Genomic DNA, 26,781 nt, shown 5'->3' on the forward strand with positions numbered 1-26,781 from the left:
CGGGCGATGATCACGCTCAAGCCCCAGCCGCTTACCGCTGAAGCCTTCGCTCCCTATGGCCATGTCGTCGTCATGCCGGCCGATCCGCGGCGAATCTATTTCGGCGAGTTGATCGAGAATCGCCGCCCCGGCGTGCCGCTCGGCCTGTCCTATTCCGTGATGCAGGGCGTGGAACTGCCCTGCCGGCTGACCTTGTTCGAACGCCACGAATTCTCCGCTCAGGCTTTCCTGCCGATGAACGGTACGCGCTATCTCGTCACCGTCTGCCCCGATACCGGCACCGGCCGGCCAGACCCCAGCCGCGCCATCGCCTTCCTGGCTGCGCCTGACCAGGGCATCGTCTATGGCGCTAATGTTTGGCACCACCCGATGACGGCTTTGACCCCGCGCGGCGAATTCACCGTGGTGATGTGGGCCAACAACGATCCCCAGGACGAAGAACTGGTGCCGCTGGAATTCGACATGCAGGTCGGCGCTGCCTGATTAAATATTGGGCGAGAAATTCGGCAAGAGATCGCCGGGTCGAGCCCGGCGATGACGACATTACTGAAATTAGATCGTCATACGCGGGCTTGACCCGCGTATCTCATCATCGCCGGGCCAATTGTATGTTGGCAAACAAATTGCTTAACCTTCCGGCATGATTGCCTGGTTCGAGAATCCCCGCCGGCTTGCCGAGGCCTATCCGCTTGGCCTGCAGGCCATCCAGTCGCATGCGGCGCTCGCCGAGGCACGCCGGGTCATCGCCGGCTGGCCGGGCTATGCCCCGACGCCCCTGCATTCCCTGGACATCATGGCGCGGACGGAAGGCTTAGCCGCGATCCGCTACAAGGATGAGGCCGGGCGGTTCGGCCTTGGCAGCTTCAAGGCGCTCGGCGGTGCCTATGCCGTCTGGCGGCTGTTGCAGAAACAGGGGCCTGGCGGCAAGCGCATCACCGTCACCTGCGCCACCGATGGCAACCATGGCCGCTCGGTAGCCTGGGGGGCGCAGAATTTTGGCTGCGCCTGCGTCATTTATGTCCATGCCGCGGTAAGTCAGGGCCGCGTCGATGCCATCGCCCGCTATGGCGCCGAGGTGCGCCGTGTTGCCGGCAATTATGACGATGCGGTGCGTCAGGCGCAGCGCGATGCCGATGCCAATGGCTGGTTCGTGGTCTCGGATACCTCCTATCCCGGCTATCGCGATGTGCCGCGCGATGTGATGCAGGGCTATGGCGTGATGGCCGCCGAGGCTTATGAGCAGATGATGCCCGCCGAGTATCCGACGCATGTTTTCGTGCAGGGCGGCGTCGGCGGCCTGGCGGCAGCGGTGCTGGCTTATCTGTGGCAGCGTTTCGGTGCGGAGCGGCCGCGTTTCGTGGTGGTGGAGCCGGAACGTGCCGCCTGCCTTTATGAGAGCGCGCGGGCCGGCCAGCCGGTGGTGGTGCCGGGCGATCTCGATACGGTGATGGCGGGTCTGGCCTGCGGCGAAGTCTCGGAACTGGCCTGGGAGATTCTCGATCCCGGCGCCGATGGTTTCATGACCGTGCCGGACGAGGCGGCGCTTGGGCTGATGCGCCGGCTGGCGGATTGGGGCGTCGTGGCGGGCGAGTCGGCGGTGGCCGGGCTTGCCGGGGCGCTGGCGGCACGACAGGCCGGCCTGTTCGGTGTCGATGCAGCCTCGCGGCTGCTGGTTTTCGGTAGTGAGGGCGCCACTGATCCGGCATTGTATCGCCAGATCGTCGGGCGTGGGCATGAAGAGGTGACGACATGAGCACAGATCTACGCATCAATGGCGCGCGATTGTCGCAAAGGCTGGAAGAGCTGGGCCAGATCGGCGGTCTGCCCGGTGGTGGCAATGCCCGGCTTGCCTTCACCGATGAGGACAAGCAGGGCCGCGATCTGGTGTCCGGCTGGATGCGCCAACTTGGCCTGGAGGTGACGGTCGACAAGATCGGCAACACCATCGGGGTGCGGAAGGGCCGGGAAGAGGGGCCGCCGGTGATGACTGGCTCGCATATCGACACTGTCCGCACCGGCGGCCGCTACGACGGCAATCTCGGCGTCATCGCCGGCCTGGAAGTGATCGAACGGCTGAACGAAGCCGGCATTACCACGCGGCGCCCGCTGGCGGTGGCATTCTTTTCCAATGAGGAAGGCGCCCGCTTCCATCCCGATATCATGGGCAGCATGGTCTATACCGGCCAGCTCGATCTCGACCACGCCTATGAGGTGGTGGGTATCGATGGCAAGGTCTGTGGCGACGAACTCAAGCGTATCGGTTATTGCGGCCCGGCCGAGCCCGGCTGGCTGAAGCCCCATGCCTTCGTGGAATTGCATATCGAGCAGGGGCCGATTCTGGAGGCGGAAGGACTGACCATCGGCGCTGTCGATGGGGTGCAGGGTATCTCGTGGACCGAGGTGACCGTGGAGGGTGTTTCTGCCCATGCCGGCACCACGCCGATGCGGTTGAGGAAGGATGCCGGCTATGCCGCCGCTGAGATCGCCGTGTTTGTACGTCAGCTTACGCGTGAACTGGGCGGCGGCCAGGTCGGCACGGTCGGCCGCATGGAATTCCGCCCCGGCATCACCAATGTGGTGCCGAACCGCGCGGTGATGACGGTGGATATCCGCAATCCCGACGAGGCTGTGCTGCAGCAGGCGGAAGCCAAGCTGTTTGCCTTCCTGGACCAGATCGCCATTGCCGAGGGCGTGAAGATTTCCACCCGGCCGCTGGCCCGCACCAGGCCCGTGGTATTCGCGCCGCATATGATCGACATGGTGAGCGAGATTGCCGGCGATTTCGGCTACAAGGCGCGGCGCATGACGTCGGGTGCCGGCCACGACGCCCAGATGATGGCAACGATCTGCCCCACCGGCATGATCTTCGTGCCGAGCGTCAATGGCTTGAGCCATAACGTGAAAGAGCATACAGAGCCGGCCGATCTCGAAGCTGGCGCCAATATCCTGCTGCGCATGATGCAACGCCTGGCTGCCTGATGCCTCGCCCGCTCACCGTTGGTGCGGCGCAGCTTGGGCCAATCCAGCGTGCCCATGGCCGCGCCGAGGTGGTGGAGCGCCTGATCGCGCTGCTGCGTGAAGGGCATCGCATGGGCTGCGAATTGGTGGTGTTTCCGGAACTGGCGCTTACCACCTTCTTTCCGCGCTGGTTCATGGCCGAGCAGGCCGAGATCGACCTTTTCTTCGAGGCCAGTATGCCCGGGCCGGAAACGCAGAAACTGTTCGATGAAGCCAAGCGGCTGAAAATCGGCTTCTATCTGGGCTATGCCGAGATTGCTGGCGAAAAGCGTTACAACACCGCCATCCTGGTCGAACGCGACGGCAGCATTGTCGGCAAGTACCGCAAGGTGCATCTGCCCGGCCATGCCGAGCATGAACCCTGGCGCAAATTCCAGCATCTGGAAAAGCGCTATTTCGACGAGAGCGATACCGGCTTCCAGGTCTGGCGCGCCTTCGGCGGCATCATCGGCATGGCGATCTGCAACGACCGCCGCTGGCCGGAGACCTACCGCGTCATGGGCCTGCAGGGCGTCGAGATGATCCTGCTGGGCTATAACACGCCGGTGCATAACCCGCCGGCGCCGGATCATGATGCCCTGTCGCTGTTCCATAATGGCCTGGTGATGCAGGCCGGCGCCTACCAGAATGGCTGCTGGGTGGTTGGTGTTGCCAAGGCCGGCGAGGAGGAGGGCGTGCCGATGATCGCCGGCAGCCAGATCGTCGCGCCTTCGGGTCAGCCGGTGGCGATGGCGCGCACCGAAGGCGATGAACTGATCGTTGCCTGCTGCGATCTCGATGCCGGCTTGAGCTACAAGTCGACCACGTTTAATTTTGCCCGGCACCGGATGCCGCAGCATTACGGACTGATCACCAGCCGCAAGGGAGCGGAGCCACCACAATGAAGAAGAGCGCCACGAAGAAGCCGGACAAGAATCCGCTGCCGCCGACCCTGGTCGCCGCCATGTTCAATGAAGCCGGTGTGCTGCTGCGCCCGGGCCGCGCCAAAGCTATTGCTGGGGCGTTGACGCCAGCCCTGACCCGTTTCCGCCCGCTTGCTGCCAAGCTGCCGATGGAGGCCGAGCCCGGCCTGTTCCCAGCAAAGAAGCCGGGAGGCAAGTGATGAGCCAGGATATTGCCCTGCTATCGCTGACCGATGCTGTTGCCGCGCTCAAATCCGGCAAGGTCACATCGCAAGCCCTGGTCGAGGCGGCTCTGGTGCGCACCGCCGAGTGGCAGCCGAAAGTGAATGCCTTCATCAAGTTGGAATCCGAGACTGCGCTAAAAGCGGCCAAGGCCGCCGACCGCGCCCGCAAGCGCGGCGCCAAGCTCGGGCCACTCGCCGGCATCCCGCTGGCGCACAAGGACATGTTCTATCGCCAGAACAAGGAAAGCTCCTGCGGTTCGGCGATCCGCCGCCACTGGAAGGCGGACAAGACCGCCACGGTACTTGAGCGCCTGGATGCGGCTGGCGCGCTGGATCTTGGCCGCCTCAACATGGCGGAATTCGCTTTCAATCCCACCGGGCATAATTATCACTACGGCCATGCCGGCAATCCGTGGAATCCGGCCCGCATCACCGGCGGTTCCTCCAGCGGTTCGGCAGCGGCGGTGGGGGCGCGGCTGATCTATGGCGCGCTCGGTTCCGATACCGGCGGTTCGATCCGCGAGCCGGCGCATCTTTGCGGCATTGTCGGCATGAAGCCGACCTGGGGCCGTGTCAGCCGCTATGGCTGCATGCCGCTGAGCTGGTCTCTGGATACCATCGGCCCGATGACCCGCCGTGTCGCCGACAACGCGCTGCTGCTGAAAATCCTCGCTGGTGCCGATCCGAATGATCCGACGGCGGCGCTGGAAGCGGTGCCGGATTATGTCGCGGCGGCCAAGCCAGGTTCTTTGCGGGGTCTGAAGCTGGCGGTGCCGCGTGCCTTCTTCTGGGACAAGATGAGCAAGCCGACCGGCCAAGTGCTGGAGCAGGCGATTGCTACCTTCTCCAAGCTCGGTGCCAAGATCATCGAGATGACGCCGCCGGACATGGACATGATCACGGCGGCGGCGAATATCGTGATCTCCACGGAAGCCGCCTCGATCCATGGTCCCTGGCTCAAGACCCGGCCGCATCTCTATTCCGATGCCATGCGCGCTCGCGTCGAGAATGGCCTGGCATTGAGTGCGGTGGATTACGCCGATGCACTGCGCTGGCGCTCGATTGCGATTGCCGGCTGGCTGCGTGCCATGAATGGCGCCGATGCGGTGTTTGCGCCGGTGGTGGCCGCCGCCACGCCCAGCATCGCCGAAACCGATCTCGCTGGCCGCCCGGAAGCCGCCAAGCTGATCGCCTCGCTTACCCGCCTGGTGCGGCCGATCAATTATCTCGGGCTGCCGGGCCTCACGGTGCCGGCCGGCTTCGTGCGCGGCCGCATGCCGGTGGGCTTCCAGCTTGTCGGCCAGCCTTTCGGTGAAGCGACGCTCTACCGTTTCGCCGGTGCCTTCGAGGCCAAGGTGCCGACCTACGAGGAAGTGCCGGGCTGAAAATAGGATCGCCGGGTCAAGCCCGGGCAGCTTCTTATCCCTTGAGTAAGGACGTGAGTTCGGGACTCAAGCCTGTCGTCGCAATCGGCCCACGCCAGGCCGGCGATTTCTGGCCGGCTGCCGCCTCGGCCATACGGATCGCCGGGGTCAGGCCATCAATCACCGGCACGCTGACCCGTGCCGCCAGCGGTTCGATCTGCGCCACCATGCCTGCGCCGCCCAGTACGATCAGCTCGGCGCCATCCTCGGTGATGGCTTTCACGGCGGCTTGATAAATCGCTTCACGCGCCGCTTCCGGGTTGGCGCCGATCTGGCCGCCATCGGCTTCCAGCACGCGCACACTGGCCAACTGATCCGCCAGCCCCAGCGATGCGGCATATTCGGTCAGCATCGGGCCCCAGGCAGCGCCGCCGGTGATAATGGAAAAGCGTTGCGCCTGCGCCGCTGCCGCGTGGCAGCCGGCTTCCGCCATGCCGAAGCAGGGGACACCGGCCACGTCTTTCAGCGCTGCCAGGCCGGGATCGCCGAAACAGGCCAGCACCACGGCATCTATGCCATTGCCATACGCCGCCCAGGCCTGGGCATAGGCATCCAGCACCGCATACCCGGCAATGGCATAGGCGGCGCGGCTGGCGATCACCTCGGCGCCGAAACGGCCGGTAATTGGGATGATCTCCGTATCCGGACGAACGATGGCACGGGACGCCACCGCCAAGCGGTCGGTCATGACTTGGCTGGTATTGCCGTTCAGCAGCAGGAGACGCATGGCGCAATCATCCCGGATGCCGCTTCGCTATTCAACTAACGGCTAAGGTATATGGCAAGCCAAAGGTGCCCAATAATTAGGCTTGCGCTGGGTTGTTTGTGTGCCGATGGCTTTGCATTCCTCGCATCTCCTTGGAATCTCGCACATCAATTCCGTGGCACGGAGTTTGCGACGCAGCAAACACCTTCCACTGCAGGATCATATCCATGGCCCGCCCAATCTCTTTTTCCCGCATGCTCAGCCTGGTTGTTGCTACGGCGTTGACAAGCATCGCCGCCACCGGCGCCTTCGCCCAGGGCACGCTGCGCATCGGCATGACCGCTTCCGACATTCCCCTGACCACCGGCCAGACCGACAATGGCGGCGAAGGCATGCGCTTCCTTGGCTACACAGTCTATGACGCGTTGATCAACTGGGACTTGTCGAAAGCCGACAAGCCCTCCGATATCGCGCCCGGTCTGGCCGAGAGCTGGGGCGTCGACGCCACCGATAAGACCAAGTGGATATTCAAGATTCGCCAGGGCGTGAAGTACCACGATGGCAGTGAATTCACTGCCGAAGCCGTGGTGTGGAATTTTGAAAAGCTGCTGAACAAAGATGCGCCGCAATTCGATCCGCGCCAGTCGGCGCAGGGCCGCTCACGCATCCCCGCCGTCGCCAGCTACAAGGTGGTGGACAAGTACACCCTGGAAATAATCACCAAGTCGCCCGACGCGACACTGCCCTACCAGCTTGCCTGGATTATGATGTCCTCCCCGGCGCATTGGGAGAAAGTCGGTAAGAACTGGGATGAATATGCCAAGGCGCCGTCTGGCACCGGCCCATGGAAGCTGACCGCCTTTGTGCCGCGCGAGCGCGCCGAGATGGTGCCGAACCCGGGCTACTGGGATAAGGCGCGCGTGCCCAAGCTCGACAAGCTGGTGGTCATCCCGCTGCCTGAGCCGAATGCCCGTATCGCCGCCCTGCGTTCGGGCCAGGTGGACTGGATCGAGTCGCCGGCGCCGGACGCGGTGCCGTCGCTGAAGAATGCCGGCTTCACCATTGTCACCAATGCCTACCCGCATAACTGGACCTGGCATCTCTCGCGCGCCGAGGGCTCGCCCTGGAACGACATCCGCGTGCGCAAGGCTGCCAATCTGGCAGTCGATCGCCAGGGCCTCAAGGAATTGCTCGGCGGCATGATGATCCCGGCAGAGGGCTTCTATCCGCCCGGTCACCAGTGGTTTGGCAATCCCAGTTTCAAGCTGAAGTATGACGTGGCCGCTGCCACCAAGCTGATGGCCGAGGCTGGCTACAGCAAGGCCAAGCCACTGAAGACCAAGGTACTGATCTCGCCCTCGGGCTCGGGCCAGATGCTGCCGCTGCCGATGAATGAATTCGTGCAGCAGAATCTCGCTGAAATCGGCATCCAGATCGATTTCGAAGTGGTGGAATGGAACACCCTCATCAACATCTGGCGTGCTGGCTCTAAGCATGAGAGTTCGCGCGGCGGCACGGCGATGAACTACACCTACTTCATTCAGGATCCGTTCACTGGCGTCATCCGTCATCTCCAGTGCAATCTGGCTCCGCCAGCCGGCACCAACTGGGGCCATTATTGCGATCCTGACATGGACAAGCTGTTCGACCAGCTGCGCACCACGTTCGACTCTGCCGAGCAGACCAAGGTGATGCAGAAGGTGCATGAGAAGTATGTGGACGATGCGCTGTTCCTGATGGTGACGCATGACGTCAACCCGCGTGCCATGACCAACAAGGTCAAGGGCTTTGTGCAGGCGCAGAACTGGTTCCAGGATTTCTCACCCGTCTACATGGTGAAGTAAGCGTGTAACCCGGGGCCGGGCTGCTCAGCCAGTCCGGCCCATCCCGCCGCCCCACGCCGGATCGTGCATGCTGCTGTTTGCTCTCAAGCGTCTGCTCTATGTGCTGCCCGTCGCCTTCGGCGTCAGCATCGTCTGTTTCCTGCTGGTCCACATCACGCCCGGGGATCCACTCACCGCCGTGCTGCCGACCGACGCCTCGGCGGAAGTGCAGGCGCAGATGCGTGCCTTCTACGGTTTCGACCGACCGTTGCCGGTGCAGTATTTCATCTGGCTCGGCAAAGTGATGATCGGCGATCTTGGCCAATCCATCGCCTCCGGGCGCCCGGTACTTTCCGAAGTGATGCGTGCTGTCGGTAACACCCTGATCCTGGCCGCGCTCGCCACCATGATCGGCTTTTTCTTCGGCTGCCTGTTCGGCTTCGTTGCCGGCTATTTCCGCAATTCACCTGTCGACCGCATTGCCTCTGCTCTCTCGGTGCTGGGGGTCAGTGTGCCGCACTACTGGCTCGGCATGGTGCTGGTGATCGTGTTTTCGGTGCAACTCAACTGGCTGCCTTCTACCGGTGCTGGCCCCGGTGGGTCCGCTGAATGGAAATGGGACTGGGAGCATATCCGCTACCTGATCCTGCCGGCCATCACCATGTCAGTGATTCCGATGGGCGTGATCGCTCGCACCATTCGTGCCCTGGTGGCTGATATTCTGTCGCAGGATTTTGTGCAGGCCCTGGCCGCGAAGGGCTTGGGCCATGGTGGTGTGTTCCGCCATGTGGTGAAGAATGCGGCGCCAACTGCGTTGGCGGTGATGGGCCTGCAACTCGGCTATCTGCTCGGCGGCTCGATCTTGATCGAAACCGTGTTTGCCTGGCCGGGCACTGGCTTCCTGCTCAACCTGGCGATCTTCCAGCGCGATCTGCCGCTGCTGCAAGGCACCATCCTGGTGCTGGCGATGTTCTTCGTGTTGCTCAACCTGCTGGTCGATGTGCTGCAGACAGCCTTCGATCCGCGTATCCAGCGAGGCTAGATAATGGCGGTGGGGGCAATCGATTCCGGCGCCAAGGTTCAGGCTATCGAGGTATCGGAAGGTTATTGGCGCGGCGTGGCGCGCCGCCTGATGCGTGATCCGGTGGCGATGGTGGCACTCGCCGTCATCCTTGCACTGGTCTTGATGGCGATTCTGGCGCCCTGGTTGGCCCCGGCTGATCCCTATCGCGGCTCTATGCTGCGCCGCCTGCGCCCCATTGGCACGCCGGGCTTTCCGCTGGGCGCGGATGAACTTGGCCGCGACATGCTCTCGCGCCTGATCTACGGCGCGCGGTTGTCGCTGTTCATGGGTGTGACGCCGGTGTTGATGGCCTTTGTGCTGGGCTCCAGCCTTGGCATATTCGCCGGCTATATCGGCGGCAAGATCAACACCGCGATCATGCGCACCATTGATGTGTTCTACGCCTTTCCCTCGGTGCTGCTGGCGGTGGCTTTGTCGGGTGCTTTGGGTGCCGGCCTCACCAATGCGCTGGTCTCTCTCACTATCGTCTTCATTCCGCCGATTGCCCGCGTGGCAGAGAGCGTCACCACGCAGGTGCGCAACCGCGATTATGTAGAAGCAGCGCGTGCCTCAGGTGCCGGCGGCTTCACCATCGTGCGGGTGCATGTGCTCGGCAATGTGCTGAGCCCGATTTTCGTCTACTCCACCAGCCTGATCTCGGTGGCGATGATCCTGGCCTCCGGTTTGAGCTTCCTCGGCCTCGGTGTGCGGCCGCCAGAGCCGGAATGGGGCCTCATGCTCAACACATTGCGCACCGCGATCTATGTCAATCCGCTGGTCGCGGCCCTGCCCGGCGTGATGATCTTCATCACCTCGATCTCGTTCAACATGTTCTCCGACGGCTTGCGGTCGGCGATGGATGTGCGCGCATGACCGAAATCGCCGATCCCCTGCATCATCCCGAAGACCGCGGCGGGCCACGTCAGCCGCTGCTGTCCGTGCGTGGCCTGGTTAAGCATTTCCCGGTCGGGAAAGGGCTGTTCGGCCGCAGCAAGACCGTGGTCCGTGCTGTCGATGGCGTCGATTTCGACCTGCTGAAGGGCGAGACGCTTGGCATCGTCGGCGAAAGCGGTTGCGGCAAATCCACCACCGCGCGGCTACTGATGCATCTTATCGAACCCGATGCCGGGCGTATCGTGTTCGATGGCGAGGCGCTTGGCGAGGAGCTAGAGCTCAGCAGCTTCCGCCGCCAGGTGCAGATGGTGTTCCAGGACAGCTACGCCTCGCTCAATCCGCGCCTGACCATCGAGGATTCGATTGCCTTCGCACCGCAGGTGCATGGTGTTCCACGCCGTGAAGCACTGGCCCGTGGCCATGACCTGCTCAGCCGCGTCGGCCTGGAGCCACGCCGTTTTGCCGGCCGCTATCCGCATGAGCTTTCCGGCGGTCAGCGCCAGCGCGTCAATATTGCCCGTGCCCTGGCGCTGGAGCCGCGCCTGGTGATCCTGGATGAAGCCGTCTCGGCACTCGACAAGTCGGTGGAAGCCCAGGTGCTGAACCTGCTGCTCGACCTGAAGGATGCTTTCGGCCTTACCTACATTTTCATCTCCCACGATCTGCATGTGGTGAATTTCATCTCCGACCGCGTGATGGTGATGTATCTCGGCAAGGTGGCTGAGATCGGCCCGGCCGACAGCCTGTTCGGTGCTCCGACGCATCCCTATACGGCGGCCTTGCTCAACTCCATGCCGGCGATGGATCCGGATAACCGCACCATGGAAGCGCCGCTCTATGGCGATCCGCCCAATCCGATCGATCCGCCGCCAGGCTGCCGTTTCCACACCCGTTGCCGCATTGCTTCCGATGTCTGCGCTTCCATTGTGCCGGCCCTGTCGCCGATTGCCGAATACCATGACTCTGCCTGCCTAGCGCGTCAGCCCGGCAGCGGCCATCCGCAGGCACCGGCCGTGGAGGAAGCGGCATGAACGCGGAAGCCATCGTCGATATCCGCAACCTCACCGTCACCTTCACCGGCGGCCGTACTCCGGTGAATGCGGTCAACGGTGTCAATCTGCAGGTGGCCCGGGGTGAAGTGGTGGCGCTGCTCGGCGAGTCCGGTTCGGGCAAGAGCGTAACCCTGCGCTCGCTGTTGCGGCTGCATCCGGAAAAGCGCACGCGGATCAGCGGCAGCCTGCAGGTGCTGGGCCAGGATGTGATGGCGCTGAAGGGTGCGGCGCTCACCGACTTTCGCGGCAAGCTGGTATCGATGATCTTCCAGGAGCCGCTGCTGGCGCTGGATCCGGTCTACACCGTTGGCCAGCAGATTGCCGAGGCGATCCGCAAGCATGAGCCGAAGGTGACGCGCGAAGCCGCCGAGGCCCGCGCCCTGGAGGCGTTGAAGCGTGTGCGCATCCCCTCGCCGGAGCGCCGGCTCAAGGCCTATCCGCATGAGATGTCCGGCGGCATGCGCCAGCGTGCCATGATCGCCCTGGCGCTGGCCTGCAATCCGCAAGTGCTGCTGGCCGACGAGCCGACCACGGCGCTCGACGCCACCGTGCAAATTCAGATTCTGCTGCTGCTCCGCGAATTGCAACGCGAACTCGGTCTCTCGGTGATCCTGGTGACACATGATATCGGTGTCGCCGTGGAGGTCGCCGACCGTATCGCGGTGATGTATGCCGGCCGCATCGTCGAAACCGGCCCGGTGCGCGATGTGATCCGCAATCCCAGCCATCCCTATACCAAGGGCCTGCTCGGTTTTCGCTCCGGTCATGGTGCCAGTCATGGTGCGGGTGGCGGCATGGGCGGCATGAAGGGCGGCCGGCTGGACGCGATCCCCGGCGCGCCGCCCGATCTCGCCAAACTGCCGCCCGGTTGTGCCTTTGCGCCGCGCTGCAAATATGCCGGCGATGAGTGCAGTCAGATGCAGCCCGAGCCGGTCAGCATCGGGGCCGAGCATTGGGCGCGTTGCCTCAAGCTGGCGCAGGCGGCGGAATAGGGTTAGCCTCCGGCCATAAACCGGAGGAAACCATGGCCGCCTATATCCTTGCCTTCATCGATGTGACCGACACCGAAGCTTACGAGCGCTACAAGCAGCTCGCGCCAGGCGCTATTGCCGAGGCTGGGGGCAAGTATCTGGTGCGTGGCGGCGCCGTCGATGTGCTGGAGGGTAAGCATGATGGCCGCCGCGTGGTGGTGCTGGAATTTCCCAGCACGGAAGCGGCCAAGGCTTTCTATGATGGCGAACGCTACCGCGAGGCCCGCGCCGCGCGCGCCAATGCCGCCAAGGGCGATTTCCTGCTGGTGCCGGGTATCTAGTCCGGATCGACCACCCGGGTCGCCTCGCGAAACCATTGCGGCTTGTCCGTGGTCCAGGTCTCGCCCCAGAGATTGCCGCCACCGCTGATCTCGATGGTTTCACCGGTGATGAAGCCGCCGGCCGGCCCGCCGACGAACAGCACTGCTTCGGCGACCTGCCAGGGGCTGCCGGCGATGCGCATGGGATTTACGTTCTCATAACGCTTGCGCACATGCGGCTGGTAGACCTGCCAGCCTTCCGAGCGGATGGTGCCCGGCGCAATGCAGTTGACGCGGATGCCGAGCGGGGCCCATTCGATGGCGACGGCTTCCGAAAAAGCCTTCACGCCGGCCCGCGCTGCCACGGTATGCGCCACGTTATGCAGGCCGCGCGGCGATACCACGATGGTGACAATGCTGCCCGGCCGCTGCGCGTCGCGCCAGCGTCGCGCCGCCGCCTGCATGGCATTGAACGTGCCAGTCAGATTGGTATCGATCACCGCGCGCCAGCCCTTTTCGCTGTAATCGATGGCGGGTTGCGGAAACTGCCCGCCGGCGGAATTGACCAGCAGGTCCGGCGGCGTACCCCAATGGCTGGCGGCCTGATCGAACATTGCTTCCACGCTGTCGCGCTGGCGGATGTCCACCGCCAGGGTCAGGCAATCAAAGCCCCGCTGCTTCATGGCCGCTGCCGCAGGCTCCAGCCGCTCCAGCCGCCGCCCGGCAATCGCCACGCGGGCGCCGAGCCTTGCTGCCAGCCAGGCGGTGGCACGCCCGATACCGCCGCCGCCGCCCGTCACCAGCAGCGTGCGACCCGCCAGGCTACCAGCGGCAAGATTGGTCGGATGCGCCGCGAGGTCGTCGTCGGATAGGCGGAGCGGGGCCTCGTCGGTCATTCTCAATTCTTCCAGGCGGTTCAGCTTTTAAGAATTTCACCGGCAATGATCAGCTTGCGCACCTCAGTAGTGCCGGCGCCGATTTCCAGCAGCTTGGTGGCGCGGAACAGCCGGTTGATCTCTGCTTCCCAGATATAGCCGCTGCCGCCATGGATCTGCACGGCATGATCCAGCACGCGGTTCATGGTATCGGCGGCATACATCACCGAGGCGGCGGTCAGTGCATGGATGGAGCCACGGCCGCCACCGCCGACTTCCAGTTCATTGGCTTCCAGCAGCACGCGGTAGGTGAAGCTGCGCATGGTTTCCACCATCACATACATTTCCGCCACGCGGCTTTGCACCATCTGGAATTCGGCAATCGCCTTGCCGAACTGCTTGCGGGTGCGGGAGTAGTCGATGCTGATTTCCAGGGCGCGTTCGCAGATGCCGAGGCAGATTGGCGCGATCATGGCGCGTTCCAGGTCCAGACCGCTCATCACCACGCCGACGCCGCGATTCTCGCCGCCGACCAGATTTTCCGCCGGCACGCGGCAATCATCGAAAACCAGCTCGGCGGTCTGGCTGCCGCGGAAACCCATCTTCACCAGCTTCTGCGCCACGCGGAAGCCGGGATAGTCCTTCTCCACAATGAAAGCGGAAATACCATGGGCACCGGCGGAAGGGTTGGTCTTGGCATAGACCAGCAGTACATCGGCCACCGGGCCGTTGGTGATATAGATTTTGCCGCCATTCAGCAGGTAATGGTCGCCTTCGCGCCGCGCCGTGGTACGCATCGAGCCGAGCGCATCCGAGCCGGCACCTGGCTCGGTGAGGCCAAGCGCACCAGTCAGCGAGCCATCACAGAGGCCGGGCAGGTATTTGCGCCGCTGGGCGTCGTTGGCGTTGCGGTAGATGTTGTTGAGGCAGAGATTCTCATGCGCCACCCAGCTCAGCGCCAGGGCGTGGTTCCAGCGCGAGAAAGCCTGCAGGATCAGGCCGCTGGTCATCAGGTCGGCGCCGACGCCGCCGTATTCCGGATCGACGGTGATGCCAAAATAGCCGGCCTTGCCGAGCTTGGCGAAGGCATCGCTGGGCCACCATTCCTCGTTATCCATGCGCTCGGAGAGTGGATGCAACTCGGCTTTGGCATAACGGTCGGCAGCATCGAGCACGGCGGTCTGGTCCGGCGTGAGCGCGAATTGGGTGGCGGCATTCGGCAAAGTGCTGGTCATGTTTCCCGGCTTTCGCTTGGCGCGTTATGATGAATTGCGTTCATTAGAAACGCGCATCATGGCCCTGTCAATGCCGGCAAGCTGGCGGCAGGGTGGCAAACGGCGCTGATGAACCGCGTTCGCTTAAATCGTTGACCAACGCCCCGGCAGAGGGCTAGATCATGGCCATGGCGAGGAACGGGACCACACGCAAGAGAGCCAGCCGTTTGCCGCGCGAGCGGCGCGAGGCGGATATCCTGGAGGCGGCACGCACGGTATTCCGGCTGCGCGGCTACGAGGCTGCCTCGATCTCGGAGATCGCCGAGCGAGCCGGCGTGGTGGAAGGCTCGATCTATCGTTATTTCCAGAACAAGCGCGCGCTTCTGGTACGGGTGATCGAGGATTGGTATAGCGGCATGATCGAGGAGGATAGCCATCTGCTGGCCTCCGTCACCGGTATCCGCAACCGGCTGCGCTACATCATCTGGCATCACTTGAAGGCGCTGCATGACGAGCCCGGACTTTCCAGCCTGGTGTTTCTGGAATTCCGCCCCGACCCGCAATACCGCAAGACCACAATCTACGCCCTGAACCGGCGCTACACGGCGCGGGCCACGGCGGTGGTGCGCGATGCGATGCAAAGCGGCGAATTTCGCAGCGATGTGCCACCCGGGCTGGTGCGCGATCTGATCTATGGCTGCGTCGAGCATCACACCTGGGCCTTCCTGCGTGGCGAAGGCGATTTCGATATCGAGGCGGTGGCCGATTCCATCACCGATCTGGTCTATCGCGGCCTCGCAGCGGCGCCCGCTGCTGCTATGCCGGCTGCGCCGCTGGATGCGGCCTTGCAGCGGCTGGACGCAGCGGTGAGCAAGCTCAATACCCTATCGCTTGATGCGCCGGCGCAGGAAGGCGTCGAGCACCTCGAGAGTCGCCGGCGACGCCGCTAGGCGGGCAACGCTTTCGGCTTCGCGGTCAAGCTGCTGCTGCAGGCTGCTATCCATGCTGGTGGCCATCAGTTTCTTCAATGCCGGCAACGCACCCGCCGGCATTGCCGCCACTTGCTGCACTATCGCCTCGACATCGGCCTCGAAACTGGCATCGTCGAACACGCGGGTGATGATGCCGAGGTCTAGTGCCTGCTCGGCGGAAAGAGGTGTGTTCAGCGCCATCAGCTCGAAAGCACGGCGGATGCCGACGAGGCGCGGCAGATTGTAGGTGAGGCCACCATCGGGCGAGAGGCCGGAACTGGTATAGGCGGCGACGAAACGCGCCGAGCGCTTGGCCAGCACGATATCGGCCAGGATGGCGATGCTGAAGCCGCCGCCCGCCGCCATGCCGTTCACCGCCGAGATCACGGGGGCCGGTCCCTGATGCAGCCGCATGATGCCAAGATGGAACAGGCTGGCCATTTCCAACACATGCGGCCGCAGATGCGCGCGATTGGCGATGAAATTGTCGATGTCGCCGCCGACGCTGAAGAAATCGCCTTCCGCCGAGAGCACCGCCACCTTGATCGATTCATCGGCAGCACAGGCGATGGCGGCTTCAGCGAATTCGCGGCACCATTGCAGGTCCACGGCATTGCGCCGGGCCGTGCCGGTCATCACCAGGCGGGCAATGCCATCCTTAATGCTGAGTTTGATCCGTCGGTCGCCCATCATGGTTTCCTTTAAAGCCGCAGCACGCCATAGCCCGGTTCGCCGAACGGCGCGTTCAGCGCGGCGGCAATGCTGATACCCAGCGCGTTGCGGGTATCCACCGGGTCGAGTAGGCCATCGTCCCAGAGTTCCGAGGTGGAATGATAGGCGGAGAGCTGCTGCTGATAGGCCTGCAGGGTTTCTTCGCGGACCCGGGCCAGGTCTTCCGGCCCATAGGCGATGCCATCGCGTTCAAGCTGGCGCAGCTTCACTTCGGCCAGCGTGTTGGCGGCCTGCTCGCCGCCCATCACGCCGATCTGGTGATTGGGCCAGGAGAACAGGAAGCGTGAATCGAAGGCGCGGCCACACATGCCGTAATTGCCGGCGCCGAAGGAGGCGTGGCACATCACGGTGAATTTCGGCACATGACTGCAGGCCTGGGCCATGATCATCTTGGCGCCATCCTTGGTGATGCCGGCGGCCTCGTAGGTCTGGCCCACCATGTAGCCGGTGATGTTTTGCAAAAACAGCATCGGCGTATTGTTCTGATTACACAGCTCGATGAAATGCGCGCCCTTCAGCGTGCTGTCGTTGAACAACACGCCATTGTTGGCCAGGATGCCGATGCGATGGCCCCAGATACTGGCATAGCCGCAGACAAGCGTAGGGCCGTAATTGGGCTGGTATTCGTGGAAGCGGCTGCCATCCACCAGGCGCGCGATCACTTCGCGCATGTCGAAGCCCTTCTTGATGGTGTCCGGCAGGATGCCGTAAAGCTCGTCCGGGTCGTAGAGCGGTGAGTCGGGACTGGCCATTGCGATCGGTGTTTTCCGTGCCGGCTCCCATTGCGCCACGATCTCGCGGCCGATACGGATGGCATCCAGTTCGCTGGCTGCCGGGTAATCGCAGGTGCCGGAGGTGCGCGTATGCAGGTCGGCGCCGCCGAGGTCATCGGCCGAAACGATGGCGCCTGTCGCAGCTTTCACCAGCGGCGGGCCAGCCAGGAACACCGCGCCGGTGCCGCGTACAATTACATTGTAGTCGCTCAAGGCCGGGATATAGGCACCGCCCGCAGTGCAATGACCAAAGACCAGGGCAAGCTGCTTGATGCCGCGTTTGCTTAAGTGGGATTGGTTGCGGAAGATGCGCCCGGCCATATGCTTGTCGGGAAAGACATCCGACTGCAATTGCAGGAAGCCACCGGCGGAATCGCAGAGATGCACCACCGGCAAGTGGTTCTCCAGCGCGATTTCCAGGCAACGCACGATCTTCTTCACCGTGAGCGGATACCAGGCGCCGCCTTTCACCGTTGAATCATCGGCATGGATCATCACCTCGCGGCCCGAAACGATACCGATGCCAGTGATGCAACTGGCACTGGGCGAGGCGCCTTCGCCGGCCATGTTGCCGGCCAGCGTGGAAAGCTCCAGGAAGGGCGTGCCGGGATCGAGCAGTTTTTCCAGCCGCTGGCGCGGCAGCAGCTTGCCATGCCCGGCCATGCGCTGCAGGTCGCGCGCCGGGCGGTCATAGCGCGCCGCCTGCTGGCGCTCGCGCAGTTCCTGCGCCAATTGCCGGTTGGCGGCATAGCGGAGGCGGAATTCCTCGTCGCTAGTGCGAATGGCGGATTTCAGCACGCTCATGGCGCGCCTCCTTCGTCTTTGGCAAAACTGATCAGCGCGACGCCCCGGTCGAAAGTGGCATTCTCGGCCACATGCACCTTGGCGATACGTCCGGCGCGATGCGCGGTAATGCTCATCTGCAGCTTCATGCTCTCGATCACCAGCAGCTTGTCGCCTTCGGCGACCTCCTGACCCACGGCGGCATGCAGGCTGATCACCGTGCCGGGCATTTCGGCCAAGATGTCGTTGCCGCCGGCATTGGCGCCGCCGGTGTCACCACCCTCCTGCTGGCGCCGCAGATGCAGGTTGCGGCCCTGTATGCGCAGATAGATGTCGTCGCCTACCACCAGGCGCCAGCCGGTGATGCGGCGGCCGTCGATATCAAGCGCGAAGGCACCGCTTTCGGCAGGACGCTCCTCGGCGATGACGCTCTGGCCATCCAGGGCAAAGCGCAAGGCCGGGCGGCGCGCGAGAATGGCGAGGTCTAGTTCCTTGCCCAGCAGGTCGAAACGATAGCTCATCTCAATTCCTCCAGGCGCCGATGCTGGCCTGCGGCTCCGGCGTGGCGAGCAGGGTGCGGCGGATATCCTCGGTGCCAAGCGCGGCGGCAATGGCAGCGGCCTGCTCGGTTTCAGTACTGAGCGGCGGCGGGTTGAGGGTAGCGGCTTGCTCGGCAAGGAAGCCGGTATGCAGCCGGCCGGCAAGGAATTCCGGATGTGCCAGAATGCGCGTCAGGTAATCGCCATTGTGGTTGACGCCGAGCAAAGCCAATTCTTCCAGGCCCTGATGCAGCCGGGCAGCCGCTTCGTCGCGGTCGGCGCCATAGGCGATCACCTTTGCCAGCATCGAATCGAAGGCCGGCGTCACCGCCTGGCCCTCAAGAATGCCGCCATCCCAGCGCAGGCCATCGCCCTGGGGAATGCGCAGCAGGCCGATGCGGCCCACGGCAGGGCGGAAATCGCGCTCCGGCTCCTCGGCGCAGAGCCGCACCTCGATGGCATGGCCCTGGCGGCGCAGTTCGTCTTGCTTGTAGGGTAGCGGCAGGCCGGCGGCGATGCGAAGCTGCTGCTCGACCAGATCAACGCCATAGACCGCTTCCGTCACTGGATGCTCCACCTGCAGGCGGGTGTTCATTTCCAGGAAATAGAAGGCGCCGTCACTGCCGAGGATGAATTCCACCGTGCCGGCATTGCGGTATTTCGCGGCACTCGCCAGCTTCACGGCGGCATCACAGATTGCTGAGCGCAGCTTCTCGGACAGGTTCGGTGCCGGGGCTTCCTCGACGATCTTCTGGTACCGCCGCTGCAGCGAGCATTCGCGCTCGCCGAAATGCAGCACATTGCCCTGGCCATCGCCCAGCACCTGCACCTCGATATGACGCGGCATCTGCACCAGTTTTTCGGCATAGACGCGGCCATCGCCGAAATAGCGCTTGGCTTCGCTGGCGGCAAGCGAAGCAGCCTCGGCCAGTTCATCGGGGCCGCGCACGATCTTCATGCCCTTGCCGCCGCCACCGGCCGAAGCCTTGATCAGCAGCGGATAGCCGACTTTCGCCGCCTGTGCCGCGATGGCGGCGGCATCGCCGGATAGATCGAGGCTCGGCGCCACCGGCACGCCCTGGTCGCGGGCATAGTCGCGCGAGCGGATCTTGTCGCCCATCAAATGCATGCTGGCGGCATCCGGGCCGATGAAGGTGAGGCCGGCCTCCGCCACCGCCTTGGCGAAGCCGGCATTCTCGGACAGGAAGCCATAGCCGGGATGGATGGCAGCGGCGCCCTGCGCCTTGGCGGCCGCGATGATCTGCGCGCCATCAAGATAGGCAGCGGTCGGTACGGAGCCGGTCAGTTCGACGGCCGCATCGGCGAGCGCCACATGCGGCGCCTTGCGGTCCTCGAAATGGTAGACGGCGACGGCGCGGATGCCGAGACGTTGCAGCGTGCGGATGACGCGGCAGGCGATCTCCCCGCGATTGGCGACAAGAACCGCAGGAAAGAGCGGCATGTCAGGCTGGCCCATGCGTGAACCCTCCGTAATGAATTCGGTTCATTAATTGTGCGTAAAGAGTCCCGGGATGCATGGCGCGCTCCGTCAGGCCAGCCAGCGCTTGCGGCGGCGGTAATGCTTCACGGCGTGATAGTCGACCTTGGCGACGCCACCGAGATAGGCGTCCTGCACATCCGGGTTGGCGCGCAGCACATCGGCGGTGCCGTTCATCACCACGCGGCCATTCTCGATCAGGTAGGCGGTTTGGGCCACGTCCAGCGCGGCGGCGGCATTCTGCTCCACCAGCAGCACCGCCACCTTCTGCTCGGTGTTGATGCGACGGATGATGTCGAAAATCTCGTCCACCAGATAGGGCGCCAGGCCAAGGCTGGGCTCATCCAGCATGATCAGCTTCGGCTCGGTCATCAGCGCGCGGGCGATGGCCAGCATCTGTTGTTCGCCGCCGGAAAGATAGCCGGCCTTGGCCTTGGCGCGGTCGCGCAGACGCGGAAACAGGTCGAACATGCGCTCCATCAGGTCGCGCACCCGGGCGCGGTCGCGGTGCATGGAGGTGGCGGCAATCAGGTTTTCTGCAGGCGTCAGATGGCCGAACACGCGGCGGCCTTCCAGGCAATGCACGATGCCCTTGCGCACGCGCTCCGGCGCATCGGTCTTGAGAATGTCCTGGCCCATGAAGGTAACGTCGCCGCGCGTCACCTCGCCGCGTTCCGGCTTCAGCAGGCCGCTGATGGTCTTGAGCACAGTACTCTTGCCGGCACCATTGGCACCGAGCAGGGCAACCAGGCCGCCTTCCGGCACTTCGATGGAAATGCCCTTCACGGCCAGGAACACCTGGTCGTAGACCACTTCGACATTGTTCAGCGCCAGCAGGGCCATTTCAGTCACTCCGGGAAGGGCAGGCGCGGCGGCGGATACCGCCGCGCCACCCCAGTCACGTCACATTACTTGCCGGACTTGGCGAACTCGGACGAGTACTTCTTGATTTCCGCCCAGACCACATCCTGGTTGGCGGAGAACCAGTCGGTCACCGGCTTGAAGCCCTTGCCATCCCACTGCGAGATGCGGCCCATGCCGCCGCCCTGGTGATCGGCGGCGGTCACCGTGGTGGAAGGCATCATGCCTTCCGCGGTGAAGCCCTTGATCGCCTGCAGGCCGGCATTCAGCCAGGGGCCGTTCACCGGGCCGTTCGGCGCCAGCGCGAAGGCCTGCTTCACGCCCTCAAGAATGGTGGCCATGATCATGACGCCGTAATTGTAGTAGACGGTGCCGACCTTGTTCTCCGGACCGGCGCCCTTGCCGGCGGAAACCACGCTCTTGAGGATGTCCTGGATCGGCTTCGGCTCACGGCCAAGCACGCAGGGATCCACCTTCATCACACCCTTGGCGGCATCGCGGCCGGCCACGTCCATGTCGGACTCTGAGATCCACACCGACGAGCACATGCGGTCCATGCGGATGCCGTTGCGTACGGCTTCGGTCAGCGCCACGGTCTGGCCGACGCCGGCACCCCAGAAGATCACCCAGTCCGGACGCGCGCGACGCACCTGCGGCCAGATCGCCGACTGGTCGTTACCAGGCGGAGTGTAGGGGAAGGGCAGCAGCTCGAAGCCGAGCTTGTCGCGCAAAGCTTCCAGAATCGGCAGCGGTTCCTTGCCGAACGGCGTGTCGATATGCACATAGGCAATCTTCTTGCCCTTGAGGCCGCCATCCTGCTTGTTGGCGTAATCCAGGATCAGGCCCATCTGCGTCCAGTAATTGGGCGAGAGCGGGAAGATATAGGGGAACACGGTGCCGTCGGCGGCATCCGAGCGGCCCGAGAAGGCCGTGACCATGTTGACCTTGTCGGCCAGCACGCGCGGCACCAGGGCGCGGGCCACCGGCGTGGAGAGCGGATCGACCAGCACCATGCCCTGGCCCTTGGCGCGCTCGTAAGCTTCGATGGCGCGCGGCAGGTCGTTACCATGGTCGGTCACTTCGGCAACGATCTTGTAGCCGTTGATGCCGCCGCGCTCGTTGATCAGCGTCATGTAATCGCGCTGGCCCTGGCTGTATTCGGCCGTCACGAAGGTATAGACCTTGGTGAAGTCCTGGGTCATCAGGAAGCGGATAGTCTTGTCCTGGCCAAAGGCCAGTTTCACGGGCTGCGCCGCGAGCAGGGCGGCGGCACCGGCACCAGTCAACAGGGTGCGACGATCGACAGTGATGGTCATGGGCGTTCTCTCCTGTGTTTTTCGTTAGGCACTTCAGCGTTGGGCATGGCGGAATGGCCATACCAGGAAATAGTTGCGGATATTGTTGTAGATCTTGGCCAGGCCGAGTGGCTCCCAGAGCAGGAAGCCGACGATCATGGCGCCATAGAGCATCAGCGGCAGATGCGCGCGCAGGTCGGCGCTGAGTTGCCAGGCGAAGCTGGTGGCCAGCGTGCCGATCAGGTTGTTCAGTACGATGGGGGCGAACAGGATCAGCGCGGCGCCGAAGAAGCTGCCCAGCACGCTGCCCATGCCACCGACGATCACCATGGCGATAAGCTGGATCGAGAGTTCGATATGGAACTGCTCGGGCGAGATCTGGCGGAAGTAGCATACCGCCAGCACGGCGCCGACCACGCCGCCGATGAAGGAGGAAACCCAGAAGGCCAGCAGCTTGAAGCGGAAGGTATCGACGCCGATCACTTCCGCCGCATAGTCCTTCTCGCGCACGGCGGCGAGCGCGCGGCCAAGGCTGGTGCGGCGCAGGTTGAGCATGAACAGCGTGACAATGACGCAGATCGCCAGCGCCAGATAATAAACCGCGCGGTCGCCCTGCACGGCGATGCCGAGGAAGGTGATCGGCGGCACGGTGATCGAAGCCTGGCTGCCGCCGCTGATCGCCGGCACATGGGAGATCACGAAATCGACGATATACTGCATCGCCAGGGTCGCCATGGCGAGGTAGAGGCCCTTCACACGGAGCGCTGCGGCGCCAAACACGATGCCGACACTGGCGGAAACCACGCCGCCCAGCAGCATGGCGATTTCAAACGGCACGCCGGCGCGCACCGCATGCACTGAGGCATAGGCGCCGATGCCGATCACCGCGCCATAGCCCAGATGCACCTGGCCGGCCACGCCCATCAGCATGTTCAGGCCAAGGGCTGCCGTTGACCAGATGATCCAGGGCAGCAGGTAGCCGACGAGATAGAGGCGGTCGACCAGGAACGGCGCGGCAAGGCCGAGCAGCAGCATGAAGCCGGCAAGGCGGCGGTCCAGCGGCAACGGCCAGATCTGGCGTTCGTCGCTGTATTTGGTGAAGCGGATGCCGGAGCGGCGGTAAAACATCTTGCCCTCAGATCCGTTCGATATGTTCGCGGCCAAACAAGCCGTGCGGCTTCAGCAGCAGGGTGAGCAGGATAATGACGGAAGCAACGACATCGCGGGTGCCGCCGCCAACCAGCGGATCGAGCACGCCGGTGGCAACGCTTTCCGCCACGCCGACGATCAATCCGGCGATCAGCACACCGGGGATCGAGTCAAGGCCGCCCAGGATGGCGATGGCCAGGGCCTTGATCAGCAGCAGCGATAGCGACCAGTCGACGCCCTGGGTAGCGCCCCACATCACACCAGCAACGGTGGCGCTGGCGGCAGCCAGACCCCAGGAAATCGCAATCGCGCGCTCGACACGGATGCCCACCGCCCAGGAAGCGGTCTGGTCGTCAGACACCGCGCGCATCACCACGCCGAGGCGGGAATTGAACAGCAGCAGCGATACCAGGATCATCAGCAGCGACACGGCGCCGCCGATCATGGTGGAGCGGTTGATCAGCAGGTCGCCGAGAAAGAGCGGCGAGCCGGGAATGCCGATATCGAGGCGCTTCACCGCCACGCCGGCCATGCCCGGCAGCAGGCCGCGCAGCATGATTTCGATACCCAGCGTCAGCATGATCGCCATGATCACCGGCTGGCCAATCATGCGGCGCAAAGCCAGGCGCTCGGTGGCGGCACCCAAGCCGAACATGCCGACGATGGCCACCGGTACAGCGAGCCAGATCGGGATGCCGAGCGGGCCAGACACTACCCAGGCCATGTAGGCGCCAGTCATCGCCAGGGCGCCCTGGGCCAGATTGGCGATGCCGGAGGTCTTGTAGATCAGCACCATGCCCAGCGCCACCAGGGCATACATCAGGCCGACGAAGACGCCATTGACGCCGAGTTCCAGGATCAGCAGGTAATCCATCAGGCCGCCCCCTCACGAATCGCGAGCACGCGGCTCAGTTTGCCCTTCGAGCCATCCTCGTAGGTGATTTCGGCCTCGAAGGTCACATCCTTCACGCCAGAATAGAGCGCCTCGATCAGCTTGCCGTAGCGTTCCTCGATGGTGTTGCGGCGCAGCTTGCGGGTGCGGGTGATTTCACCGTCATCGGCGTCGAAATCCTTGTGCAGGTTCACGAAGCGGCGGATGCGCAAGGCTTCCGGCTGCAGCGAATTGACATGCGCCACCACGCCCTGGATCAGCTCCAGCACTTCCGGCTTCTGCGACAATTCGGCATAGGAGGTATAGGTGATCGAACGCTTCTCGGCCCAGTGGCCTACAGCTTCGAGGTCGATGCAGACAATGGCGGTGAGATAATCCCGGCCGGCGCCGAGGATCGCCACGTTGCGCACGTACTGGCTGAATTTTAGCCGGTTCTCGATATAGTTCGGGATATAGCGTTCGCCCGCCGCCGTGCGTACTACTTCGCTGACGCGGCCGAGCACGGCAAGGTGGCCGTCTTCGTCCAGGTAGCCGGCATCGCCGGTGCGCAGCCAGCCATCGGAGAATGCCTTGGCGCTGGCCTCGGCATCATCGAAATAACCGTCGATCACGGAAGCCGAGCGAATCAGGATTTCGCCGCTATCGTCGATGCGGATATCGACGCCCGGCATCGGCTTGCCGACGGTCTGCAACTTCACCGCCCCTTCCGTCTGTGCCGCCGAAAGCGCAGCGGTCTCGGTCTGGCCGTAGAATTGCTTCAGCTTGATACCCAGCGCGCGGAAGAACAGGAAGGTGTCCTCGCCCATCGCTTCGCCGCCGGTGAAGGCGCGTTCAGCGCGGGTGAGGCCGAGATAATCCTTGATCGGGCCATAGACGAAGATTTCGCCCAAGGCCAGTTTCAAGTGGTCGAGCAGGCTGGGCTGCTGACCGTTCATGCGGCCTTGCTCAACCTTGATGGCATGCGGCATGAACACATCGAACAGCCAGCGTTTCAGGGGTGTCGAATCCGCCATGCCGACCTGCACGCGGGTCAGCATGTTGTCCCAAGCGCGCGGCGCGGCGAGATAGAAAGTCGGTGCCACGGCGCGGATATCGCTCAGCACGGTTTCCTGGCGCTCGGGGATGTTGATCGTTGCCGTCATCAGCAAGCCGGCGCCGAGCGTGAACACGAAGTCGCCGACCCAGGCGGTGGGCAGATAGGCAAAGAGTTCTTCATGCTGGCGGAAATAGCCGCCCTTGGCGGCATTGCTGATACCGCCAACCACATTGCGATGGCGCAGCGGAATGCCCTTGGGCAGGCCGGTGGTGCCTGAAGAATAGAGCAGCACGGAGATATCGTCAGGCTGTGCCCGCAGTAGCAGGTTTTCGGCCAGGCCACTTTCCGCCTGCAGCCGGGCGCGGCCTTTTTCGGCCACCTCTTCCAGCGCCAGCACCCCCTCGGGTCGCTGATGGCCCAAGCCGCGCGGATCGTCGAACAGGATCACCTGGGGGCGGCCGGTGCGTTCGCGCAGGCCCATCAACTTGTCGACCTGTTCCTGGTCTTCCGCCACTGCCAGCTTTGGCGAACCGAAGCGGGTGAAGGTGTCGAGTTCGTCCACCGGCACATCGGGATAGATCGGCGAGGGGAAGGCGCGCAGCACATTCGCCGCCAGCATCGAGAAATACAGATTAGCGCGGTTGTCGCCCACCACGATCACCGCATGGCCGGGTTCGACGCCCAACTCCTCGAAGCCTGCGGCCAGTGCCAGCACCCGGTCGCGCGCCTGCGGCCAGGTGAATTCCTGCCAGATACCATAGTCGCGCTCGCGGAAGGCAACGCGGTTGGGATAGCGCATCGCATTATGCGCCAGGGCGCCCACCAGGGTGCTGGGCGCCAGGCTATCGTGTAAATGAGCCGCGTTCATCAATGGCCCCCGGCAGCAACACGGGCGGCGGCGCGCTTGCCCAGATAGGCAGAGACCACCTCGGGCTTGGCAATAGCGGCATTGGGCTCGCCCTCGGCGATGATCTCGCCATAGCTCAGCACCACGATGCGGTCGCAGATCGCGGTCACCACATCCATGTGATGCTCGATCAGCAGGATGGTGACACCGCGTTCCTCGCGCGCATCCAGGATGAAGCGGGCGATATATTCCTTCTCTTCCTGGTTCATGCCGGCCATCGGCTCGTCCAGGATCAGGAAACGTGGCTCGGCCACCAGGGCGCGGGCCAGTTCCACGCGCTTCTGCAGGCCCATCGGAATGGTTTCCACCGGCTCGTCGCGGATATCCTGCAACTGCATGAAGTCGATCACGTCTTCCGCCGCGCGGCGATGCTCATGCTCCTCGCGTGCCGCCCAGACCCAGTAAAACAGTGATGCCAGCGCACTTGGCCGCATTCGCACATGGCGGCCGAGCAGGATGTTGTCCAGCACGCTCATGCCCCGGAACAGCGCCAGATTCTGGAAGGTGCGGGCCACGCCGAGGCTGGCGACGCGGTGCGGTTTGACCGCCGTGATATTCTGGCCGAACAGATGCACTTGGCCGGCATTGGGCGGATAGAAGCCGGTCACCACATTGACCATGGTGGTCTTGCCCGAGCCATTGGGGCCGACCAGGCCGAAGATTTCGCCGCGGTCGACATGCAGGTCCACGCCCTTCAGCGCCTTGAGGCCGCCGAAGGAGCGTTCAATGCCACGGCATTCCAGAACGCGGTCGCCGCTCATCAAACTGCCTTGCCCATACTGGTAATCCCCTGCCGGCCGGGCGCAGCAACGCCATGGCCGATGGGCTCGCCTGCCGCGCGCCGCATCCGTTTCCTCCT

At 63.8% G+C, this 26,781-nt stretch carries 26 protein-coding genes; 13 read left to right on the plus strand and 13 right to left on the minus strand.

Annotation, left to right across the window (positions count from 1 at the left end):
* Window positions 1-6 precede the first annotated feature (6 nt).
* The 6 genes from V6B08_RS06680 (at window position 7) to V6B08_RS06705 (ending at window position 5,529) form a co-directional block, all read left to right on the plus strand.
* Window positions 7-483 carry an ureidoglycolate lyase gene (locus V6B08_RS06680; protein ID WP_341978989.1) on the plus strand — a complete coding sequence of 159 codons (477 nt, stop codon included), beginning with the start codon at window positions 7-9 and terminating at the stop codon, window positions 481-483.
* 157 nt (window positions 484-640) lie between these two features.
* Window positions 641-1,753 carry a diaminopropionate ammonia-lyase gene (locus tag V6B08_RS06685; protein ID WP_341978990.1) on the plus strand — a complete coding sequence of 371 codons (1,113 nt, stop codon included), beginning with the start codon at window positions 641-643 and terminating at the stop codon, window positions 1,751-1,753.
* Window positions 1,750-2,979: a M20 family metallo-hydrolase gene (locus V6B08_RS06690; RefSeq protein WP_341978991.1), complete on the plus strand. Its 1,230-nt coding sequence runs from the start codon at window positions 1,750-1,752 to the stop codon at window positions 2,977-2,979. The genes V6B08_RS06685 and V6B08_RS06690 overlap by 4 nt, the downstream gene beginning before the upstream one ends.
* Window positions 2,979-3,902 carry an N-carbamoyl-D-amino-acid hydrolase gene (locus V6B08_RS06695; protein WP_341978992.1) on the plus strand — a complete coding sequence of 308 codons (924 nt, stop codon included), beginning with the start codon at window positions 2,979-2,981 and terminating at the stop codon, window positions 3,900-3,902. Before V6B08_RS06690 ends, V6B08_RS06695 begins: the two co-directional genes overlap by 1 nt.
* Window positions 3,899-4,120 carry a hypothetical protein gene (locus V6B08_RS06700; protein ID WP_341978993.1) on the plus strand — a complete coding sequence of 74 codons (222 nt, stop codon included), beginning with the start codon at window positions 3,899-3,901 and terminating at the stop codon, window positions 4,118-4,120. Before V6B08_RS06695 ends, V6B08_RS06700 begins: the two co-directional genes overlap by 4 nt.
* The gene (locus tag V6B08_RS06705; protein ID WP_341978994.1) at window positions 4,120-5,529 is read left to right on the plus strand and encodes an amidase; all 1,410 of its coding nucleotides are present in this window, start codon (window positions 4,120-4,122) and stop codon (window positions 5,527-5,529) included. Before V6B08_RS06700 ends, V6B08_RS06705 begins: the two co-directional genes overlap by 1 nt.
* Before the next feature lie 34 nt (window positions 5,530-5,563).
* On the opposite strand, the gene V6B08_RS06710 is transcribed toward V6B08_RS06705, so the two are convergent.
* A complete protein-coding gene (locus V6B08_RS06710) occupies window positions 5,564-6,295 on the minus strand; it encodes an aspartate/glutamate racemase family protein (protein WP_341978995.1) in 732 nt (243 codons plus the stop codon).
* Window positions 6,296-6,501: 206 nt separating this feature from the next.
* On the opposite strand from V6B08_RS06710, the gene V6B08_RS06715 reads away from it, so the two are divergent.
* From V6B08_RS06715 to V6B08_RS06740, 6 genes are all read left to right on the plus strand, one after another.
* Complete coding sequence (locus V6B08_RS06715; protein ID WP_341978996.1) at window positions 6,502-8,118, plus strand: ABC transporter substrate-binding protein; 1,617 nt, start codon at window positions 6,502-6,504, stop codon at window positions 8,116-8,118.
* 67 nt (window positions 8,119-8,185) lie between these two features.
* Window positions 8,186-9,139, plus strand: coding sequence for an ABC transporter permease (locus V6B08_RS06720; protein WP_341978997.1), 954 nt, complete (start codon window positions 8,186-8,188; stop codon window positions 9,137-9,139).
* 3 nt (window positions 9,140-9,142) lie between these two features.
* Window positions 9,143-10,033 carry an ABC transporter permease gene (locus V6B08_RS06725; protein WP_341978999.1) on the plus strand — a complete coding sequence of 297 codons (891 nt, stop codon included), beginning with the start codon at window positions 9,143-9,145 and terminating at the stop codon, window positions 10,031-10,033.
* Window positions 10,030-11,085 (plus strand): ABC transporter ATP-binding protein, encoded by a 1,056-nt coding sequence (locus tag V6B08_RS06730; RefSeq protein WP_341979000.1) that lies wholly within the window; start codon window positions 10,030-10,032, stop codon window positions 11,083-11,085. Before V6B08_RS06725 ends, V6B08_RS06730 begins: the two co-directional genes overlap by 4 nt.
* A complete protein-coding gene (locus V6B08_RS06735) occupies window positions 11,082-12,098 on the plus strand; it encodes an ABC transporter ATP-binding protein (RefSeq protein WP_341979001.1) in 1,017 nt (338 codons plus the stop codon). Before V6B08_RS06730 ends, V6B08_RS06735 begins: the two co-directional genes overlap by 4 nt.
* A 32-nt stretch (window positions 12,099-12,130) precedes the next feature.
* Window positions 12,131-12,418: a DUF1330 domain-containing protein gene (locus V6B08_RS06740; protein WP_341979002.1), complete on the plus strand. Its 288-nt coding sequence runs from the start codon at window positions 12,131-12,133 to the stop codon at window positions 12,416-12,418.
* Here the strand turns inward: V6B08_RS06740 and V6B08_RS06745 are convergent.
* Window positions 12,415-13,293, minus strand: coding sequence for an SDR family oxidoreductase (locus V6B08_RS06745; protein ID WP_341979004.1), 879 nt, complete (start codon window positions 13,291-13,293; stop codon window positions 12,415-12,417). The genes V6B08_RS06740 and V6B08_RS06745 overlap by 4 nt on opposite strands.
* A gap of 20 nt (window positions 13,294-13,313) precedes the next feature.
* Window positions 13,314-14,507, minus strand: a complete 1,194-nt coding sequence (locus V6B08_RS06750; RefSeq protein ID WP_341979005.1) for an acyl-CoA dehydrogenase family protein — start codon at window positions 14,505-14,507, stop codon at window positions 13,314-13,316.
* A 167-nt stretch (window positions 14,508-14,674) separates the two neighbouring features.
* Here V6B08_RS06750 and V6B08_RS06755 point away from each other — a divergent pair, with 167 nt between their 5' ends.
* A complete protein-coding gene (locus V6B08_RS06755) occupies window positions 14,675-15,436 on the plus strand; it encodes a TetR/AcrR family transcriptional regulator (protein WP_341979006.1) in 762 nt (253 codons plus the stop codon).
* Here the strand turns inward: V6B08_RS06755 and V6B08_RS06760 are convergent.
* From V6B08_RS06760 to V6B08_RS06805, 10 genes are all read right to left on the minus strand, one after another.
* Window positions 15,371-16,150: an enoyl-CoA hydratase/isomerase family protein gene (locus V6B08_RS06760; RefSeq protein WP_341979007.1), complete on the minus strand. Its 780-nt coding sequence runs from the start codon at window positions 16,148-16,150 to the stop codon at window positions 15,371-15,373. The two genes, V6B08_RS06755 and V6B08_RS06760, sit on opposite strands and share 66 nt — an antisense overlap.
* Before the next feature lie 8 nt (window positions 16,151-16,158).
* Window positions 16,159-17,766 carry a carboxyl transferase domain-containing protein gene (locus tag V6B08_RS06765; protein ID WP_341979008.1) on the minus strand — a complete coding sequence of 536 codons (1,608 nt, stop codon included), beginning with the start codon at window positions 17,764-17,766 and terminating at the stop codon, window positions 16,159-16,161.
* Window positions 17,763-18,266: an acyl-CoA carboxylase biotin carboxyl carrier protein subunit gene (locus tag V6B08_RS06770; RefSeq protein ID WP_341979010.1), complete on the minus strand. Its 504-nt coding sequence runs from the start codon at window positions 18,264-18,266 to the stop codon at window positions 17,763-17,765. The genes V6B08_RS06765 and V6B08_RS06770 overlap by 4 nt, the downstream gene beginning before the upstream one ends.
* 1 nt (window position 18,267) lies before the next feature.
* Window positions 18,268-19,761 (minus strand): acetyl-CoA carboxylase biotin carboxylase subunit, encoded by a 1,494-nt coding sequence (locus tag V6B08_RS06775; RefSeq protein WP_341979012.1) that lies wholly within the window; start codon window positions 19,759-19,761, stop codon window positions 18,268-18,270.
* A gap of 72 nt (window positions 19,762-19,833) precedes the next feature.
* Window positions 19,834-20,625: an ABC transporter ATP-binding protein gene (locus V6B08_RS06780; protein WP_341979014.1), complete on the minus strand. Its 792-nt coding sequence runs from the start codon at window positions 20,623-20,625 to the stop codon at window positions 19,834-19,836.
* 65 nt (window positions 20,626-20,690) lie between these two features.
* Window positions 20,691-21,959 (minus strand): ABC transporter substrate-binding protein, encoded by a 1,269-nt coding sequence (locus V6B08_RS06785; protein WP_341979015.1) that lies wholly within the window; start codon window positions 21,957-21,959, stop codon window positions 20,691-20,693.
* A 33-nt stretch (window positions 21,960-21,992) separates the two neighbouring features.
* Window positions 21,993-23,066 carry a branched-chain amino acid ABC transporter permease gene (locus V6B08_RS06790; protein ID WP_341979016.1) on the minus strand — a complete coding sequence of 358 codons (1,074 nt, stop codon included), beginning with the start codon at window positions 23,064-23,066 and terminating at the stop codon, window positions 21,993-21,995.
* Window positions 23,067-23,073: 7 nt separating this feature from the next.
* Complete coding sequence (locus tag V6B08_RS06795) at window positions 23,074-23,961, minus strand: branched-chain amino acid ABC transporter permease (protein WP_341979017.1); 888 nt, start codon at window positions 23,959-23,961, stop codon at window positions 23,074-23,076.
* Window positions 23,961-25,883 carry an AMP-dependent synthetase/ligase gene (locus V6B08_RS06800; protein ID WP_341979018.1) on the minus strand — a complete coding sequence of 641 codons (1,923 nt, stop codon included), beginning with the start codon at window positions 25,881-25,883 and terminating at the stop codon, window positions 23,961-23,963. The genes V6B08_RS06795 and V6B08_RS06800 overlap by 1 nt, the downstream gene beginning before the upstream one ends.
* Window positions 25,883-26,683 carry an ABC transporter ATP-binding protein gene (locus V6B08_RS06805; protein ID WP_341979020.1) on the minus strand — a complete coding sequence of 267 codons (801 nt, stop codon included), beginning with the start codon at window positions 26,681-26,683 and terminating at the stop codon, window positions 25,883-25,885. The genes V6B08_RS06800 and V6B08_RS06805 overlap by 1 nt, the downstream gene beginning before the upstream one ends.
* Window positions 26,684-26,781 lie beyond the last annotated feature (98 nt).

Source organism: Ferrovibrio sp. MS7 (genome assembly GCF_038404985.1).
GTDB lineage: Bacteria > Pseudomonadota > Alphaproteobacteria > Ferrovibrionales > Ferrovibrionaceae > Ferrovibrio > Ferrovibrio plantarum.